Genomic DNA, 15,952 nt, shown 5'->3' with positions numbered 1-15,952 from the left:
GCGGAGTCCTTTCGCGGCTGTCAGGTGAGGACGGGCAGGACGCCCCACGCCACCAGGCAGCCGATGAGCATGATCGGGAGCATGTAGTAGACGATCAGCGGCAGGAACGTCCTCTCCGGGCGGGCGCCGGTGAGGCCGGCCGCGACGAAGATCGACCCCGACGCCGGCGGTGAGGCGCCCTCGGTCGAGGCGAAGACGAGGATCGCGGTGACGGCCAGGACAGGGTCCACACCCACCGACACCAGGGTGAGCAGGGACACCTGGCCCACAGCGGTGAGCGTGGCGGTCGAGGACAGCGGCCCGGCGACCACGGCGATCAGGACGCCGACGAGCACCGCCACCACGTACTGGTTGAGGTGGAAGCCGGCGAGCAGGGCGTCGATGTCCTCGGCGAGCCCCAGTCCGCTGAGGACCTCGCTGGCGGCCACCGCGAAGAACAGCAGCGCTCCGATGCTGGTGAAGCGGGGCATGGCGGCGGTGATCCAGGTGCCCCACGCACGGGCGCCCCGAGGGAGTTCACGGCGGCCCACCAGGAGGGCCAGGGCTGTGACCAGCACCGGGATCCAGGTCAGGATGGAGATGTCCTCGACCGAGCCGCCCAGCCGGTCCGCCGCGGCCAGGAACTCCGCGAGGGGGCCGACGGTGACGGCGATGGGGACGAGCGCGCCCAGCACGATGAGCAGGGCGAACCGGCCCTCGCGCAGCACCTGGCCCAGGGGCCGCAGCTCCTCGTCGGCCACGCGGGGGATCCGGTCGCGGCGGACGAAGTAGCAGACGAGGAGCACCCGCCAGGTCACCTGGTAGAGCCCCGCGCACAGGAGGGCCAGGTAGACCTCGCCTGTGGTGACCATGGAGCCGGCGAACCCGATCATGATCACCATGGAGGCGCTGGGCGGCAGCGCCGCACCCAGGCCGCCGTTGCCGGCCAGGACGGTCGCGCTGCGCTCGGGGCTCCAGCCGGTGCGCACCATCCAGGGGCCGGTGAAGGCGCCGGTCGCGGCGGTGTTGCCGGAGTTGGAGCCCGAGAGCGCGCCCATCACGGCCGAGCCCGCGGTGTCGACGAGCGCGGGACCGCCCCGCACCCGGCCCACCAGCGAGTTCAGGATCGCCAGGAGGCGGTGGATGAGGCCCGTGCGGTCGACCACGTAGGCCATGAACACGAACGCCAGGGCGGCGTAGAGCACCTCCTCGTCCAGCGCGCCGCGCAGCCCGGCGAGCAGCGCCCCGGGGGCGTCGGCGCCGGCGAACGCCGCGGTGGCGAGGAGGCCGAGGAGCATGGCCTCGCCCATGTTCCTCTTGAAGGCGACGTTCCAGACGATGATGACGGCGATGAAGGCGCCGAGTGCGACAAGCCCGGTCGGCATGGGGATTCCCCTGTTCAGCGGGTGGGCGGGGTGAGCGGGGGGTGGGGGCGCGGACGGCCCGCGCGCGGCGGTGTCAGGGCCGGTCGGCGCGTTCGGCGAGGATGGCCTGGTAGCGGGCGGCCTCGTCGTCGAGGACGGCCCGCGCGCCGGCGAGGGAGCGTTCGGCCTCGGCTGCGGGCACGACGACGACGCCGTCGGAGTCGGCGACCACGATGTCGCCGCGGTGCACCACCACGCCGCCGACCGAGACGTCGGCGCCGACGCGGCAGGGGCCGGACTTGTAGGGGCCCGCCGGTGACGATCCCACGGCCCACACCGGGAAGCCCGCCTCCCGCAGAGCGCCCACGTCGCGCACGGCGCCGTCGATCACCATGCCGCGCACGCCCCGGTTGAGGGCGCGGTGCGCGATCAACTCGCCGATGAGGGCGCGTGAGGCGTCGCCGCCGCCGTCGACCACGATCACGTCGCCGGGTCCGGCGGCGGCGAGGGCCTGGTGGATGCCCTTGTTGTCGCCGGGGCGGCACAGGACGGTCAGGGCGCGGCCGGCGACGCGGGCCCCGGGCCACATCGCGCGCACGCGGGGGTGGACGACGCCGAGGCGTTCGCGGGCGTCGCCGATGGCGGCCGTGGGCACCTGGGCGTAGGAGTCGAGCAGCGCGGTCAGGTCGCGGGGGGCGGCGCGGGTGAAGGCGCGGTGCCGGTCGGCGGTTCCCGTGGTGACCAGGGGCGCGACACCGAGCGAGGCGAGGAGGTCGGCGGCGGCCTCGGACTCGTGGGCGCGGCGCAGCGCGTGCTTGCGCGTCCCCCGGTCGAGGCGGTCCAGCGCCTGCTCGCCACCGGCGAGTTCGGCGGCGATCTGCGCGCGCACCCACTCCGTCTCGCCGGCCGCGGCGCCCGCGTCCACGGCCTCGGTGATCACCGCGCCGAGTCCCTTCATGAACACGGTCCGCAGGATCTTGCGGCGCGAGGCGTCGCCGGGGGCGCCGCCGATCGCGTCCACGGGCGCGCCCAGCGCGCGGAACCGCTCGGCCACCTCGTCGGCGGCGGCGCCGGAGACCACGAGCGCGGTGCGGGGGCCGAACTTGGGCACCGAGCCGATGACGGCGACGTCGGCGTAGCGGGCGGCGGCCTCGCCCAGGGCCGCGGCGACCTCCTGCTTGAGGCGCGGCGACGCCGCGTTGAGGTCGGCGTAGAGGGTTGCGGGCCCCAGGTGGGGGGCGGCCTCGGCCGCCGCGTTGACCGCGTGGGCGGCGGTGACCAGGCTGATCACCAGGTCCGCGCCCCGCACGGCCTCGGCGGCGCTCGCGACCCGGTCGACGCCCTCAGGCGTGGGCGCCTGCGCCGGGTCGAACCCGGCGACGGCGGCACCGGCCGCGGCGAATCCCGCCGCGTAGATCGTGCCGGCTTCGCCCAGTCCCAGTACTGCGATCCTCATCAGCCCCCCGATTATCACTCTATGATAGAAACATGCATTTAATGAGAGTGTTCATCACAGTGTGAATATCGGTCAAGAGGAGTGGGAAGAAATGAGGAAACTTCTCATACAGTGATAGATTTCGGGGTATGCCCACCTTGGAGGCCGCGTGACCACGACCGGCAACAGCCCGATGCGCTCCGTCCACCGCGCCCTCGACGTGCTCAAGGTCCTCGAACTCGCCCAGCAGCCGCTGCGGCTGACCGACCTCGCCCAGCGCGCCGGCCTGCACGTGGCCACCACCCAGCGCCTGGTCGGCGTCCTCACCGAGCACGGCTACGCCAGCCGCCACGCCAACGGCTACACCGCGGGCCCCGCGGCCCTGTCCACCGCCCACGCGTTCGCCACCACCAGCCCGCTGCGCCTGGTGGCCCGCCCCGTCCTGGAGGAGGTCGCCACCACCACCGGACTGACCGCCTCGCTGTACGTGCGGGTGCAGGACACCCGGGTGCTGATCGACCGCGTGGAGGGCGGGCGGCGCCCCCACTACTCGCTGCCCATCGGCGAGCGGCTGCCGCTTTACCCCGGTGCCGCGGGCAAGGTCTTCGTGGCCGACGAGGACCCGGACGCGGTCGCGGCCCGCCTGGCACCGGTCGCGCTGGCCGACGGCACCCTCCTCGACACCGAGGCCGTCCGCGCCGACCTGCGGCGCGTACGGGAGAACGGCTACGCGGTGTCGGTCGACGAACGCCAGATCGGCACCACCGCCGTGGCCGCCCTGATCACCGACACCGCCGGCCGCCCGCTGGGCTCGCTGGGCCTCAGCGGAGCCACCTCGTCCCTGCGGGACGTCACCGCCACCCCCCTGCCCGCCGACACCCGCCGCGCCGCCCACGCCATAGGCGCCCGCGTGCCCGCCGCCACCTGACCCCCGAGGGGCGGGCGCCGGACACGGCGAAGGGGTCCGCCGCTGTGCGACGGACCCCTTCTGACCTGCGGAGGATCGGGGATTTGAACCCCGGAAGGGATTGCTCCCTAACCGCATTAGCAGTGCGGCGCCATAGACCGGACTAGGCGAATCCTCCTGGCTGCGTTAAGGGTACCGATGCCGAGGTGTCCGGCGCAAAACGAATGTCCCCGGAAGGCGCTCAGGTCGTCGCCCGGTTGATGGCGAGGTCGGCGTCTTCGCGAAGTTTGGCGGCGGCGCGGGAGATCGTGCTCTTGACCGTGCCGACCGTGACCCCCAGGCGGCGGGCGATCTGGGCCTCGGTCAGGTCCTCGTAGTAGCGCAGCACCACGACCGTGCGCTGGCGCTCGGGCAGCCGGACGATCGCGCGGTGCACGGTGTCGGCGAGGTCGGTCTTCCACGACGGGTCGTCGATGCGCTGGTCGGGGATCTGGTCGGTGGGGTAGACCGCGAGGCGCTGGCGGCGCCACTCCGAGATCTGGGTGTTGACCATGGCGCGGCGCACGTAGCCGTCGCGGGCACTGGGGCTGGCGATCCGGTCCCACGCGAAAAAGGTCTTGATCAGGGCGGCCTGGAGGAGGTCTTCGGCGTCGGAGGTGTTGTTGGCCAGCGAGCGCGCCATCCGCAGGAGTGCCGGCCCCCGGTTGCTGACATAGGCGGAGAACTCGTCGTACCTGGACTTGCGTACTGTTCCCGTCACGCGATCACCGACCCGGCTCGTGGGCGCCCCCGGGCGGGCGCGGCCCCGGAGGGCACCCCCGATCACATCGCCCTCATGCCTTTCACTCTGGCACGCAGGGGGTAATCGCGACTTCTGGACACGATCATCTCTACACAAACCGGACGTCCAACACCCCCGGGAAGCGGGTATCCGGAACCCGATGCCGTACCCCCGGCCGGGCGTTTCGCCGGACCGTTCCGACACCCCCCGCCGGGTGGCCCGCCGCCCGAACGCGCGCGGCGGGCGCCCCGCGATGCCGGGGCGCCCGCCCGGCGCGCCCAGCGCCCAGCGGCCCGCGTCGGGGTCACAGCCCCAGGCTCGCCAGGGTCGCGCTCAGCGCCGCCTGCTCGGTCGTGGCGGCCACGACACCGTCGAGCGCCTGGGCGATGGGCGCCAGCTCGGCGGCGCTCGCCGGTGCGGACAGGCTCAGCACGATGGCCGGGACGGCGAGCGCGAGCGCGGCGGCGCGCGGGGACGGCGATGGCGGTGGTGGCCGTGACGACGGTGGCGGCGGCGGCGGAAGTGGTGGTGTTCGCGGTGGTGGTGTCCATGACCGTTCCCTTCGCGGAGCGGGGCCGTTTCGGTCCGTTTTGTAATCACCCAACGTAGTGACGAGAGTGCGTCGGGTTCGCGCGCCGATCAATGCCGTTCACGGAATGTTTTTTACCGATAACAGAATGTCATCATTTGCGGTGGGATGGCACTGCTCCAGGACACCGCCGCGAAACACCCGCGTAACGCGCGCCCGCCGCGCGGCGTGGGGTGCCGCCCGGCAGGTCACGGCGGCGACAATGGAGGACACGGCGCCGCACGGCGGCACCGAGACCACCGGACGTACCGGACCACCCACCGGGAGGGCGGATGCGGGAGCAGACGGCCGAGCGGCGGCGGCTGGCCGCCGCCGTCCTGGGCGAGCGCGCCGCCCCCGCCCCCGCCGAACCGGCCGCCGCGATCGTGCGCGGCACCGTCCTCGACGCCACCCCGCACCTGCTGGTCCTGGCCACCGCCACGGGCGAGGTCCGCCTGCTCTTCGAGGCCGCCACCACCTTCTGGTGCGGCCGCGAGACCGGGGCCTCGGCCGTGCGGGCGGGCGACGACGTGGTGGTCCGCTGCCGCCCCGGCGGATGGGTCGCCGAGCGGGTGTGGGTCCGGATCGCCCGCGCCACCGGCGTCATCGCCGCCCGTTCCGGCGACACCCTGGAGATCGACGCCGGCCACGCCCTGCCCCGCCGCGAGGTCGTGGTCCCCTACCGCTACTCCGGGCGGCTGGGCGTGCGCCACCCCGTGCTCGAACCCGGCTACCTCTTCGACGCGGTGGGCGTGTGGGAGGACAGCGCCTTCCACGCCACCCTGCCGGTCACCACCCAGCCGCCCTATCCGGTGTGGGACGCCCCGCCGCGCCCGCCCGCGCGGCGGCGCCGCGCGGAGGAGCGGGCCGGCGGCGTGCGGCTGTCGGGCACGGTCGCCTGGTACGACCCCGCCCACGACGGCGCCGCCGTTGGCGGGGGCGGTGCCGGAGGTGTCGGCGGCGGCGGGGGCGAAGTCGGCGACGGCGGGGACGGGCGCGGTGCGGCGGCGGTGGACGGCGCGGGCCGGGCGGCCGCCGGTCCCCCGAACGGCCCCGATCCGCGCGGCGACCTGCGCGGCGCCGCCTACCCCGCGCTTGACCCCGCGAGCGGCCACGGCGGGTGCGACCGCGCCGAGAGCTGCCTGCACCTGCCGCTGATGTCGATCGGCACGACGTTCACCCTGCGCAACGACTGCACCGGCGGCGTCGCCGCCCTCCCGGTGGTGGCCTGCGGGTCGGCGGCGGCGCACTTCTGCGACCGCTGCACCGCCTGCGACTCCGACGCGCAGGGCCGCCTGGCCCACCTCACCCTCATGAGCTTCCTGGCGCTGGGCGGCCGCCCGGAGACCGGCTGCTTCAACGCGACCATGGTGGTGGGCTGAGTGGTACCGGCGACGAGGTCCGAGAGAGCGATGCGATGAGCGCGACGACGACGGTGGCCGCCACGTTCGAGGCCGTCCGCGAGGTGCAGTTGCCGCTGCTGGCGGTGTTGCTGCTGCTGGGCGCGCTGGCCAAGTTCGCCGACCGCTCGCGGCGCGGGCAGGGGCCGGCGGTCCTGCTGCCGCCGCGCTGGCGCCGGCCGGCGACCCTGGCCAACGGCGCCGCCGAGGCCGTACTGGCGGTGGCGGTCACGGTGCTGCCCGGCCTGCCGGGCGACCTGGCGCGCGGGGCGGCGGCCGCGCTGTTCGCGGGGGCGGCGGTGGCCCTGGTGGTGCTGCGCCGCACGGCCCCTGACATGGGCTGCGGCTGCTTCGGGTCGCTGAGCACGACCCCTGTCGACTGGCGCAGCATCACGCGCGGCGCCCTGCTCGCGGTGGCCGCCGGGGCGACGGTGGGACTCCCCGCGACGGGCGCCGGGGTGGTGGCCGCGCCGACGCTCGGCCACGGTGCGGTGCTGGTGGTGGAGGTCGCGCTGCTGGCCGCGCTCTCGCCGGAACTGGTGGAACTGCGGCGGCGGGCGGTCAACGGCACCCCGTGCGAGGTCCGGGAGATGCCCGTCCGCAAGGCGCTGGCCCGGCTGCGCGCGAGTGACGTGTGGCGGACGAACGTGAGCCTGGTGTCGGCGGAGGAGCCGACCGACGTCTGGCGCCAGGGCTGCTGGAGCATGGCCGCGTTCCCGGGCCGCCGCAACGGCCGCGACGTCGACGTGGTCTTCGCGATCCCGGTAGAGGGCCGCCGTCCGGCGGTCCGCGCGGCCGTGACCGACCGCGAGACCGGAGCGGTACTGGCGAGGTTCGGCACGGTAGGGGATGGAGAGCGGGAAGAGCGGCCGGAAGCCGTGTCCGAGCGCCCTGACGCGGGAGGCGACGGACGCACAGCCGGAGCGATGGCCACTGCCCCGGCGGGGCAGGACTGACCGGCTGAGGGAACGGACCACAACCGCCCGGAAACCCGCCCGGCACGCCTGCCGCCCATACCTTCGCCCTCCAGCCCAGCCGATTCACAGGAGTGACTGGAAACGGAGCAAAAGCCGGATAGCGTCCCAGGTCATCGAGGGTGCTCCCCGCACGCGCGGGGATGGTCCCTCCTCACCGCAGCCGCAGCGGACGGTGTAGCAGTGCTCCCCGCACGCGCGGGGATGGTCCCGCGTCGGTGCGCACGGTGCAGGCCGCTCTCGGGTGCTCCCCGCACGGGCGGGGATGGTCCCGCCTAGGTGCGCGTGTGCCTAGGTACAGGCTCGTGCTCCCCGCACGCGCGGGGATGGTCCCGTGACCGGTGTCCGCTCGCCCGCCGCCCTCGAGTGCTCCCCGCACGCGCGGGGATGGTCCGCCCCGCACATAACTGATGTCCGGTACCGCCTCTCGGGCGGTACCGGGCATCAACTCCCGACTACCCCTTCACGTCGGTGCGGCCGTTCGCGTCGACTTGGACGCTTTGCGCCGTCCATTCCCGAGCCTGCTCGCTTATCGTGAAGCCCAGCCCCGGGCGCGGCGGGATGTGCATGTGGCCGTCGGCGATCGTCAGGCGCTCGTTGAACAGGGGCTGGAGCCAGTCGAAGTGCTCCACCCACGGGTCGATCTCGTAGGCGGCGGCCAGGTGGACGTGGATCTCCATCGCGAAGTGCGGGGCCATCCGCACGCCCGCGCGCCGACCGCTTTCCATGATGCTGAGGAACGGCGTCACCCCGCCCACGCGCGGGGCGTCGGGCTGCATGAAGTCGACCGCGCCGATCCGGATCAGGTCCTCGTGCTCGCGCGCGCTGGTCAGCATCTCGCCCGTGGCGATCGGCGTGGCCAGCTCGCGCGCCAAGGCCGCGTGGCCCTCCGCGTCGTAGGCGTCGAGTGGCTCCTCGATCCACACCAGCCCGAACTCCTCCAGTGTGCGGCCCATCCGCACCGCCGTGCTGCGGTTCCACTGCTGGTTGGCGTCCACCATCAGCGGGAAGTCGCCCAGTTCCTCCCGCACCGCCGCCACGCGCTTGAGGTCCTCGCGGTTGTCGGGGTGGCCGACCTTGATCTTGATCCCGCCGATGCCCGCCGCCCGGGCCGCCCGGGTGTTCTCCACCACCTGCTCCAGCGGCGTCGACAGGAAGCCGCCCGAGGTGTTGTAGCAGCGCACCGCGTCGCGGTGGGCGCCCAGCAGCTTGGCCAGCGGCAGGCCGGCCCGCTTGGCCTTGAGGTCCCACAGGGCGATGTCGATGGCCGCGATCGCCTGCGTGGCCAGCCCGCTGCGCCCCACCGACGCGCCCGCCCACACCAGCTTGGTCCACAGCCGCTGGATGTCGCTGGGGTCCTCCCCGACCAGTTCGGGGGCGATTTCCCGGGCGTGGGCGTACTGCCCCGGCCCCCCGGCCCGCTTGGAGTAGGTGTAGCCGACGCCCTCCCACCCCTCCTCGGTGCGGATCTCGGCGAACAGCATCGACACCGAGGTGAGGGGCTTCTGCCGCCCGGTGAGCACCTTGGCGTCGCTGATGGGCGTGGCCAGGGGCAGGTCCACGCGGGAGAGCGTCACCGAGGCGATCCGGTCGGCGGAGGCGGCGGTCGCGGCGCCGCCGGGGGCGGCGAGGGACTGGGGCTGTGTGGTCATCGGTTCTCCGGGGTCCTCGTCGTGGTGGAGGTGACGCGGCGCGCCGGGCGCGGGCGCGGCGGGGTGGCGCTCACGCCACCTTCTCGACCAGGGCGGCCAGTTCGCCGCGCTCGGCCTCGGTGAGGCCGGTCAGCGGCGGGCGGACCGGGCCGCCGTGGCGGCCGACCGCGTCCAGGCCGGCCTTGACGATCGACACCGCGTAGCCGCGCGCGCGGTCGCGGATGTCCAGGTAGGGGATCACGAACTCGTTGAGCTTGCGGTACACCGCCTCGCGGTCCTGGGCGCGGACCGCCTCGAAGAACCCCATCGCGAACTCGGGCGCGAAGTTGTACATGGCCGAGGAGTAGGTGCTCACGCCCAGTTGCAGCAGCGGCAGCGCGAAGGTCTCGGCCGTGGGCAGCCCGCCGATGTAGATGAGCCGGTCGCCGACCCTGGCGTAGGTGCGGGTCATCGCCTCGATGTTGCCGACGCCGTCCTTGAGCCCGATGAGGTTGGGGTTGCGCTCGGCCAGCGCCGCGACGGTGGTGTCGGTGTAGACCGCGTTGGCCCGGCTGTAGGCGATGACGCCGAGGTCGGTGGCCGCGCAGACCGCGCTGACGTGCTCGATCAGGCCGGCCTGCCCGGCCTCGGTGAGGTAGGGCGGCAGCAGCAGGACGCCGTCGGCGCCGGCCTCCTGGGCGGCGCGGGCCTGGGCGACCGCCGCCGCCGTGCCGCCGGTGGCGGGGGCGATGACGGGCACCGTGCCGCCGACCTCGTCCACGGCGGTGCGCACCACCGCGTCGATCTCGGCGGGGGTGAGGGAGAAGCCCTCGCCGGTCCCGCCGGCGGCGAACAGGCCGGAGACGCCGTGGCCGGCCTGCCAGGCGAGGTGTTCGCGGTAGCGCGCCTCGTCGAAGGCCAGGTCGCGGTCGAAGTGGGTGACGGGGAACGACAGGAGGCCGGACTTCAGCCGGTCGGCGAGGTCACCGGGGTGCATCGTGTTCACGTGCGTCCTTAGATCGGCAGGTCAAGCCCGCCCATGCGGGGGGTGCTGTGTTGTGCGTTACCGTACGGACCGCTCTTCGATGCTGTCCAAGACAACCTGGGCATTGACCGATACCGCCACGGCATCGTCAGATGCCGCCCTCGGCGCCGCCGCGCCGGGAGCCCCACACCTCCAGCGCGCGGTGCACGACCGGGTTGCGCGTCTCCCGCAGCCAGATGACGTGCAGTTCCACCGGGTCCTCGGGCAGCCCGGCGAGCTGCTTGTAGACCACCCCGGCCACCCCCAGGCCGGTGGCCGAGGCGGGCACGAACGCCACCCCGCGCCCCGCCGCCACCAGCCAGACCATGGTGAGCACCTGGCTCACCGTGTGCACCACGTTCTGGTGGGCGATCGGCATCAGCCCCACGACCAGGTCGTAGAAGTAGCGGGCCTTGGTCGGCGAGTGCATGATCAGCGGCACGTCGACCAGGTGCTCCACGCTCAGCGCGCCGTCGCGGCGGGCCAGCGGGTGGGCGGCGGGCACGGCCAGCAGCAGCCCCTCGCGGTGCAGCACCCGCGAGCCGAACACGTCGGTGTCGAACGGCGGGCGCGCCAGGCCGACGTCGAGTTCGCCGCCGAGCAGGGCGTCGACCTGCTCGCGGGTGACCATCTCGAACAGGTCGACGTCGATCTCGGGCAGCTCCCGCTCCAGCGTGTTGAGCAGCCGCCCGAGCACGCCGTAGGACGACGCGGCCGTGAACCCGATCCGCAGCGTGCCGCGCGAGCCGGCCGAGATCCGCCGGGCGAGGTCGGGCGCGCTCTCGGCGAGCGCGAGCAGGCGGCGCGCCTCGGTCAAAAACGCCTCGCCGGCGGCGGTGAGCACCACGCGGCGGCTGTCGCGTTCGAGGAGCCGGACCCCGACCTCGCGCTCCAGCTTCTGGATCTGCCGGCTCAGCGGCGGCTGGGTCATGGCGAGGCGCTCGGCGGCGCGGCCGAAGTGGAGTTCCTCGGCGATGGCGACGAATCCGCGCAGTTGGTCGAAGGAGAACATGGATGCCAAGAAGGTATCAGGCTATGTCGGATTTGACTTGGACATGCATGATCGCTCCTCCTATGCTGCGACTCACTCGCCATAGTGGCGGCGCTCACATCGCGTGGCGGGTGAGGAGCTTACCCGAGGAGGACGCATGATCCAGCTTCCCAGCGGGCGGAACGTACGCCGGGGCGCGGTGTCGGCCCTGGCCGTGACGGCCACGCTGTCGGCCGCGGCGTGCGGGGGCAACCTGGGCGGCGGGGCCGGCGGGGGCGAGGAGTTCCCCCAGGGGCCGATCACGATGCTGGTCGGCCAGGACGCGGGCGGCAGCACCGACCTGATCGCCCGCGCGCTCGCCGAAGGCGCCTCCGAGGAGTTGGGCGTCGCGATGCCCGTGGAGAACGCCCCCGGCGCCAACGGCGCCCTGGCCGCCAACCAGCTCGCGGAGGAGGAGCCCAACGGCCAGCACCTGATGGTCATCAACGCCTCGCTCACCGCGATCACCCCCCTGGCGGTGTCCGACGAGGAGGCCGTGGACATCAACGACTACGAGGTGGTCACCGGGGTCTCCCGCGACGACTACGTGCTCGTCACGGCCGCCGCCTCCGACTACGACTCCCTCCAGGACGTGGTCGACGCCGGCGGCGGGCTGAAGTTCGGCACCACCGGCGTGGGCACCGGCAGCCAGCTCGCCCAGGAACTGCTGTTCGAGCAGGCCGGCGTGGACGGCACCGCGGTCCCCTTCACCGGCGGCTCCCCCACCCTCACCGCCGTGCTGGGCGAGGAGGTCGACGTGGCGGCCGTGCAGCTTGGCGAGGCCATCGCCCAGATCGAGGCCGGCGAGCTGGTGCCGCTGGTGACCTTCTCCGAGGAGACCAACCAGTACCTGCCCGACGTCCCCACCGCGGTGGAGGAGGGCTACGAGGTGCGCGTCTCCCAGTACCGCGCGGTCGTGGCGCCCGCCGGCACCCCCGACGCGGTCGTCGAGGAGCTGCGGACCGCGTTCACCTCGGTCTTCGAGACCGATTCCTACCAGTCGTTCAACGAGGACAACCTGCTCACCGCGCACGAGAGCGCGCCCGAGGAGGTCACCGAGGAGTGGACCGGCTACCTGGAGGAGTACCGGGGCATGGTCGAGGAGTACGGGATCGACCTGAGCGAGGAGGGGTGAGCGCCCGCCCGGTCGAGCGCCCCGGCGAGGGCGAGGACGCCGCCGCGCCCTCCCCCGCCGCCGAGGCGGCCGTGCCCGCGCCGCGCCCGGCGGCGCCCGCCGGCACAACCGAGGCCCCCGCGCCCGGCGACGTCCCCGAGGGCGCCGGCGCGGACCCCGCCGACGCCGCCGCCCCCGTTGACCCCGCCGAGCCCACCGAGCCGGTCGTCGCTCCGATGGGACCGGTGGCCAACGCCGCCGTCGCCCTCGTGGTGATGGCGCTGGGCGGGGCCGGGATCGCCGGCTCGTGGTCGCTGGGCGTTGGCACGCCCGCCGAACCCGCCGCCGGCACCTGGCCGCTGATCATCAGCGCCGCCATCACCCTCCTGGGCGCGGCCCTGCTCCCCGGCGTCCGCCGCACCCGCGACACCGAGGTGTTCTCCCCGGCGAGCTGGAAGGTCGTGGCCGCGCTGGCGACCATGGTCGCCTTCGTCGCGGTGGTCGGCGTGATCGGCTTCGAGATCCCCTCCGCGCTGCTGGCCTTCGTCTGGCTGCGCTTTTTGGGCGGGGAGTCCTGGCGGCTCTCGGCCGTTGCCTCGGTGGCCATCGTGGCCGCCTTCTACGCGGTCTTCGTCGGCCTGCTCGCCGTGCCGATCCCGCACCTCTTCTAGGCCCGCCCCCGGCCGCCCCTCTCCTAGGAATGGCGATGGATTCCCTGACCCCCATGATCGACGGGTTCGGCGTCGTCCTCGAACCGGTCAACCTGCTCTACTGCCTGATCGGCGTCGTGGTCGGCATGCTGGTCGGCGTCCTGCCCGGACTCGGCCCCGCCGCGACCATCGCGATCCTGCTGCCGATCACCTTCGGCACCGAGCCGGTGACCGCGATCATCATGCTGGCCGGCATCTTCTACGGCGCCCAGTACGGCGGCACCATCACCTCGGTGCTGCTGCGCCTGCCCGGTGAGGCGTCCTCGGTCGTCACGGTCTTCGACGGCCACGCGCTGGCCCGCCAGGGCCGCGCGGGCACGGCGCTGGGGGTCGCGGCGATCGGCTCGTTCGCGGGCGGCACCCTGTCGATCGTGGCGCTGTCGCTGCTGGCACCCTTGGTGGCGGGCTTCGCCCTGGACTTCGGGCCGCCCGAGTACACCGCGCTGGCGCTGCTGGGCATCCTGCTGGTGGCCACGGTGGGCAACGGCGGCCGGCTCAAGGCGGTCATCGCGGCCTGCGTGGGGCTGCTGCTGGCCACGGTGGGCCGCGACACGTTCGCCGGCGTCGAGCGGTTCACCTTCGACTCCCTGTCGCTGGCCGACGGGCTCGACTTCGTGCCGATCGCCATGGGCGTGTTCGGCATCGGCGAGATCCTGCACAACCTGGAGCAGCGGCACACGGCGGCGGCCGCGCCCGCCAAGGTCGCCAACGCCTGGCCCTCCTGGGCCGACCTGCGGCAGTCGGCCGGCGCCATGGGGCGCGGCTCGGTGCTCGGCTTCTTCCTGGGGATCCTGCCCGGCGGCGGCGCGACGCTGTCGTCGCTGGCGGCCTACGCGGTGGAGAAGCGGCGCTCCCGCACGCCCGAGCGGTTCGGCCGGGGCGCGGTGGAGGGCGTGGCCGCGCCCGAGACCGCCAACAACGCGGCCTCCACGTCGTCGTTCATCCCGCTGCTGACCCTGGGCATCCCCGCCAACGCCACGATGGCGATGATCTTCGGCGCGCTGCTGATCCACGGCGTGCAGCCCGGCCCCGAACTGGTCTCCGCCGAGCCGGAGCTGTTCTGGGGCGTGGTCAACTCGATGTACATCGGCAACATCCTGCTGCTGATCATGAGCATCCCGCTGGTGGGGCTGTTCGTGAAGATCCTGCGGGTGCGCGCCACCATCCTGGCGCCCATCACGGTGCTGATCACGCTGGTGGGCGTCTACACCGTGCGCAACAGCGTCTTCGACATCGCCCTGGTGATCGTGTTCGGGCTGCTCGGCTACCTGATGAAGAAGTTCGGGTTCGAGCCGGGGCCGCTGGTGCTGGCGTTCGTGCTGGGCTCGCTGCTGGAGGACTCGCTGCGCCGCTCGCTGCTGCTGTTCGACGGCGACCCCACCGGGTTCCTCACCCGCCCGATCTCGGGGACGCTGCTGGTGGCGCTGGCCGCCGTCATCGTCGTGCCGCCGCTGGCGGCGCTGCTGCGGCGGCGCCGTGCCCAGCGGCAGCCGGAGGAGGCGGAGAAGACGCCGGTCTGATCCCACCCCCGATTCGCCCATCAGGCGTTCTTGCCTGATGGGCGTTTTGCTTACCGGATCGGCGCCCGCCACCTGGTCGGCTGGTTCGGCGCACCCCGGGCGGGCGGCGCGCGGAGCGCGTGAGAATAATCGGTGCACGTCGCGACGGGTGCGGACACCACCCGGTGCGCCGGACCCGGTTTTGGGCCATGATGTCCCGGAACGGAATCCGCCGGTGCCGTGTCCAGCACCGGTGACCCCCGAAGCGACCCCTGAGTCCCCTGCAACGTCCCCCCGACCCGAGGAGTGCCCACGATGCGATCCCCCATCAGGGCTGCGGTACCGCTGCTCGCCCTCGCCTTCCTGCTGTCCGGGTGCGGCCTGGGCGGCGGTGACGGCGACGGCCAGGGTCCCGCGGACGGCGCCGGCGGCCAGGAGAACAGCGGCGGCGGGTCCGCCTCCGCCGAGACCACCGAGGTCGTCGCCGAGACCACCTGGCCCTACTCCCACGCCGACGGCGAGGCCGAGGTGCAGATCCACGCCCTCCAGGTGGACGGGGAGCTGATGCGGCTCACCGTCACCATCACCGCCGGCGACGACGGCAGCGGCGGCACCGAGGCCAGCATGTACGACCTGTGGAGCTCCTTCGGCGCCTACCCCTACCTGGTCGACACGGTCAACCTCAACCAGCACGAGGTGGTCCGGGCCGGCAACGCGTCGTCACTGGGCCCCGACGTGGTCAACACCGTCCTGCCCTTCGGCGAGCCCCGCCCGGTGAGCTACACCTACGCGGCGCCGCCCGAGGGCGTGGAGACCATGGACCTGCACGTCGCCGGGCTGCCGCCGGTGACCGACGTCCCGGTGCTGCGATGAGCCCGCTACGCGGCGGGGCCGCGGCGCTGGCCGCGGCGCTCGTGCTGGCGACCGGCGCGCCGGCCGCCGCCGAGCCCGGCCCCGAGGACGTCACCGCCGCCGACCGCGAGGCCGCCGTCCAGCCGATCAACCTGGAGACGGCGGTCCAGGCGATCGACCTGGAGAACTCCATCACGCCGCTGGAGACCGAGGAGGTCCAGGGCGGCACCACCACGGTCACGGTGGCCGCCGACGTGCTGTTCGAGTTCGACGAGGCCACGCTCACCGACAACGCCCAGGGGGAGCTGGCCGACATCGCCGAGCGGCTGCGCGGGGCCTCGGGCACCGTCGAGGTGGTGGGCCACTCCGACGGCCTGGGCGACGCCTCCTACAACCAGGAGCTTTCCGAGCGCCGCGCCGAGGCGGTGCGCGACGCCCTGCTGGAGGAACTGGGCGGCGACGCCCCGGACATCGAGGCGAGCGGGCGCGGCGCCGAGGAGCCCGTGGCCGAGGAGACCGACGCCGAGGGCAACGACCTGCCGTGGGGCCGGGCGCAGAACCGGCGCGTGGAGATCGTGTTCGAGGGATCCTGACCGCCGTACCCGGCGCCCGGCGCGGGGGGGGCCCCCCCCCCCCCCCCCCGCGCCCGGGGGCCCCCCCCCCCCCCCCAAGGGCGGGCACAAA

The 15,952-nt window shown here is 73.8% G+C and carries 16 protein-coding genes, 1 tRNA gene and 1 CRISPR repeat array; of the genes, 9 read left to right on the top strand and 8 right to left on the bottom strand.

What is annotated here, in order from left to right; translation table 11 throughout:
- Window positions 1-20: 20 nt before the first annotated feature.
- Window positions 21-1,364: a TRAP transporter large permease subunit gene (locus LG943_RS10095; protein WP_270071967.1), complete on the bottom strand. Its 1,344-nt coding sequence runs from the start codon at window positions 1,362-1,364 to the stop codon at window positions 21-23.
- A 73-nt stretch (window positions 1,365-1,437) separates the two neighbouring features.
- The gene (locus LG943_RS10090; protein WP_270071966.1) at window positions 1,438-2,799 is read right to left on the bottom strand and encodes an RraA family protein; all 1,362 of its coding nucleotides are present in this window, start codon (window positions 2,797-2,799) and stop codon (window positions 1,438-1,440) included.
- 148 nt (window positions 2,800-2,947) lie between these two features.
- On the opposite strand from LG943_RS10090, the gene LG943_RS10085 reads away from it, so the two are divergent.
- Window positions 2,948-3,706 carry an IclR family transcriptional regulator gene (locus tag LG943_RS10085; protein WP_270071965.1) on the top strand — a complete coding sequence of 253 codons (759 nt, stop codon included), beginning with the start codon at window positions 2,948-2,950 and terminating at the stop codon, window positions 3,704-3,706.
- 68 nt (window positions 3,707-3,774) lie between these two features.
- Here LG943_RS10085 and LG943_RS10080 read toward each other — a convergent pair.
- The 3 genes from LG943_RS10080 to LG943_RS10070 form a co-directional block, all read right to left on the bottom strand.
- A tRNA-Ser gene (locus LG943_RS10080) sits at window positions 3,775-3,863 on the bottom strand.
- A gap of 63 nt (window positions 3,864-3,926) precedes the next feature.
- A complete protein-coding gene (locus tag LG943_RS10075; RefSeq protein WP_270071964.1) occupies window positions 3,927-4,445 on the bottom strand; it encodes a SigE family RNA polymerase sigma factor in 519 nt (172 codons plus the stop codon).
- A 325-nt stretch (window positions 4,446-4,770) separates the two neighbouring features.
- Complete coding sequence (locus tag LG943_RS10070; protein ID WP_270071963.1) at window positions 4,771-4,899, bottom strand: hypothetical protein; 129 nt, start codon at window positions 4,897-4,899, stop codon at window positions 4,771-4,773.
- Between the two features lie 47 nt (window positions 4,900-4,946).
- Here LG943_RS10070 and LG943_RS10065 point away from each other — a divergent pair, with 47 nt between their 5' ends.
- The 3 genes from LG943_RS10065 (at window position 4,947) to LG943_RS10055 (ending at window position 7,390) form a co-directional block, all read left to right on the top strand.
- Window positions 4,947-5,075 (top strand): hypothetical protein, encoded by a 129-nt coding sequence (locus LG943_RS10065; protein ID WP_270071962.1) that lies wholly within the window; start codon window positions 4,947-4,949, stop codon window positions 5,073-5,075.
- 252 nt (window positions 5,076-5,327) lie between these two features.
- Entirely contained in the window at window positions 5,328-6,416 is a 1,089-nt protein-coding gene (locus LG943_RS10060) for a hypothetical protein (protein ID WP_270071961.1), read from the top strand.
- A 35-nt stretch (window positions 6,417-6,451) separates the two neighbouring features.
- Window positions 6,452-7,390, top strand: a complete 939-nt coding sequence (locus LG943_RS10055) for a MauE/DoxX family redox-associated membrane protein (protein WP_270071960.1) — start codon at window positions 6,452-6,454, stop codon at window positions 7,388-7,390.
- Between the two features lie 140 nt (window positions 7,391-7,530).
- Window positions 7,531-7,802: direct repeats of the CRISPR family, unit length 28 nt; unit sequence GTGCTCCCCGCACGCGCGGGGATGGTCC.
- Window positions 7,803-7,863: 61 nt separating this feature from the next.
- On the opposite strand, the gene LG943_RS10050 is transcribed toward LG943_RS10055, so the two are convergent.
- From LG943_RS10050 to LG943_RS10040, 3 genes are all read right to left on the bottom strand, one after another.
- Window positions 7,864-9,060: an L-talarate/galactarate dehydratase gene (locus LG943_RS10050; RefSeq protein WP_270071959.1), complete on the bottom strand. Its 1,197-nt coding sequence runs from the start codon at window positions 9,058-9,060 to the stop codon at window positions 7,864-7,866.
- A 70-nt stretch (window positions 9,061-9,130) separates the two neighbouring features.
- The gene (gene kdgD, locus LG943_RS10045; RefSeq protein ID WP_270072026.1) at window positions 9,131-10,036 is read right to left on the bottom strand and encodes a 5-dehydro-4-deoxyglucarate dehydratase; all 906 of its coding nucleotides are present in this window, start codon (window positions 10,034-10,036) and stop codon (window positions 9,131-9,133) included.
- Between the two features lie 136 nt (window positions 10,037-10,172).
- Window positions 10,173-11,075 carry a LysR family transcriptional regulator gene (locus tag LG943_RS10040; RefSeq protein ID WP_270072025.1) on the bottom strand — a complete coding sequence of 301 codons (903 nt, stop codon included), beginning with the start codon at window positions 11,073-11,075 and terminating at the stop codon, window positions 10,173-10,175.
- A gap of 136 nt (window positions 11,076-11,211) precedes the next feature.
- Here LG943_RS10040 and LG943_RS10035 point away from each other — a divergent pair, with 136 nt between their 5' ends.
- From LG943_RS10035 to LG943_RS10015, 5 genes are all read left to right on the top strand, one after another.
- Window positions 11,212-12,228 (top strand): Bug family tripartite tricarboxylate transporter substrate binding protein, encoded by a 1,017-nt coding sequence (locus LG943_RS10035; RefSeq protein WP_270071958.1) that lies wholly within the window; start codon window positions 11,212-11,214, stop codon window positions 12,226-12,228.
- The gene (locus tag LG943_RS10030) at window positions 12,225-12,878 is read left to right on the top strand and encodes a tripartite tricarboxylate transporter TctB family protein (RefSeq protein WP_270071957.1); all 654 of its coding nucleotides are present in this window, start codon (window positions 12,225-12,227) and stop codon (window positions 12,876-12,878) included. The genes LG943_RS10035 and LG943_RS10030 overlap by 4 nt, the downstream gene beginning before the upstream one ends.
- 35 nt (window positions 12,879-12,913) lie before the next feature.
- Window positions 12,914-14,437: a tripartite tricarboxylate transporter permease gene (locus tag LG943_RS10025; RefSeq protein ID WP_270071956.1), complete on the top strand. Its 1,524-nt coding sequence runs from the start codon at window positions 12,914-12,916 to the stop codon at window positions 14,435-14,437.
- 294 nt (window positions 14,438-14,731) lie between these two features.
- On the top strand, window positions 14,732-15,289 hold the full coding sequence (locus tag LG943_RS10020; RefSeq protein WP_270071955.1) for a hypothetical protein: 558 nt from the start codon (window positions 14,732-14,734) through the stop codon (window positions 15,287-15,289).
- A complete protein-coding gene (locus tag LG943_RS10015; RefSeq protein ID WP_270071954.1) occupies window positions 15,286-15,861 on the top strand; it encodes an OmpA family protein in 576 nt (191 codons plus the stop codon). The genes LG943_RS10020 and LG943_RS10015 overlap by 4 nt, the downstream gene beginning before the upstream one ends.
- Window positions 15,862-15,952: the final 91 nt, after the last annotated feature.

Origin of the sequence: Streptomonospora mangrovi, from assembly GCF_027604915.1 — a bacterium.
GTDB lineage: Bacteria > Actinomycetota > Actinomycetes > Streptosporangiales > Streptosporangiaceae > Streptomonospora > Streptomonospora mangrovi.
The sequence above is the reverse complement of the archived record's forward strand: the minus strand, read 5'-3'. Positions and strand labels throughout refer to the sequence as shown.

Bases quoted from the DNA above. Each gene is read 5' to 3' on its own strand.
- LG943_RS10095 (WP_270071967.1), bottom strand. From the start codon at position 1,364: ATGCCGACCGGGCTTGTCGCACTCGGCGCCTTCATCGCCGTCATCATC.
- LG943_RS10035 (WP_270071958.1), top strand. From the start codon at position 11,212: ATGATCCAGCTTCCCAGCGGGCGGAACGTACGCCGGGGCGCGGTGTCG.
- LG943_RS10015 (WP_270071954.1), top strand. From the start codon at position 15,286: ATGAGCCCGCTACGCGGCGGGGCCGCGGCGCTGGCCGCGGCGCTCGTG.
- kdgD (WP_270072026.1), bottom strand. From the start codon at position 10,036: ATGCACCCCGGTGACCTCGCCGACCGGCTGAAGTCCGGCCTCCTGTCG.
- LG943_RS10090 (WP_270071966.1), bottom strand. From the start codon at position 2,799: ATGAGGATCGCAGTACTGGGACTGGGCGAAGCCGGCACGATCTACGCG.
- LG943_RS10055 (WP_270071960.1), top strand. From the start codon at position 6,452: ATGAGCGCGACGACGACGGTGGCCGCCACGTTCGAGGCCGTCCGCGAG.
- LG943_RS10065 (WP_270071962.1), top strand. From the start codon at position 4,947: ATGGCGGTGGTGGCCGTGACGACGGTGGCGGCGGCGGCGGAAGTGGTG.
- LG943_RS10040 (WP_270072025.1), bottom strand. From the start codon at position 11,075: ATGTTCTCCTTCGACCAACTGCGCGGATTCGTCGCCATCGCCGAGGAA.
- LG943_RS10050 (WP_270071959.1), bottom strand. From the start codon at position 9,060: ATGACCACACAGCCCCAGTCCCTCGCCGCCCCCGGCGGCGCCGCGACC.
- LG943_RS10060 (WP_270071961.1), top strand. From the start codon at position 5,328: ATGCGGGAGCAGACGGCCGAGCGGCGGCGGCTGGCCGCCGCCGTCCTG.
- LG943_RS10025 (WP_270071956.1), top strand. From the start codon at position 12,914: ATGGATTCCCTGACCCCCATGATCGACGGGTTCGGCGTCGTCCTCGAA.
- LG943_RS10020 (WP_270071955.1), top strand. From the start codon at position 14,732: ATGCGATCCCCCATCAGGGCTGCGGTACCGCTGCTCGCCCTCGCCTTC.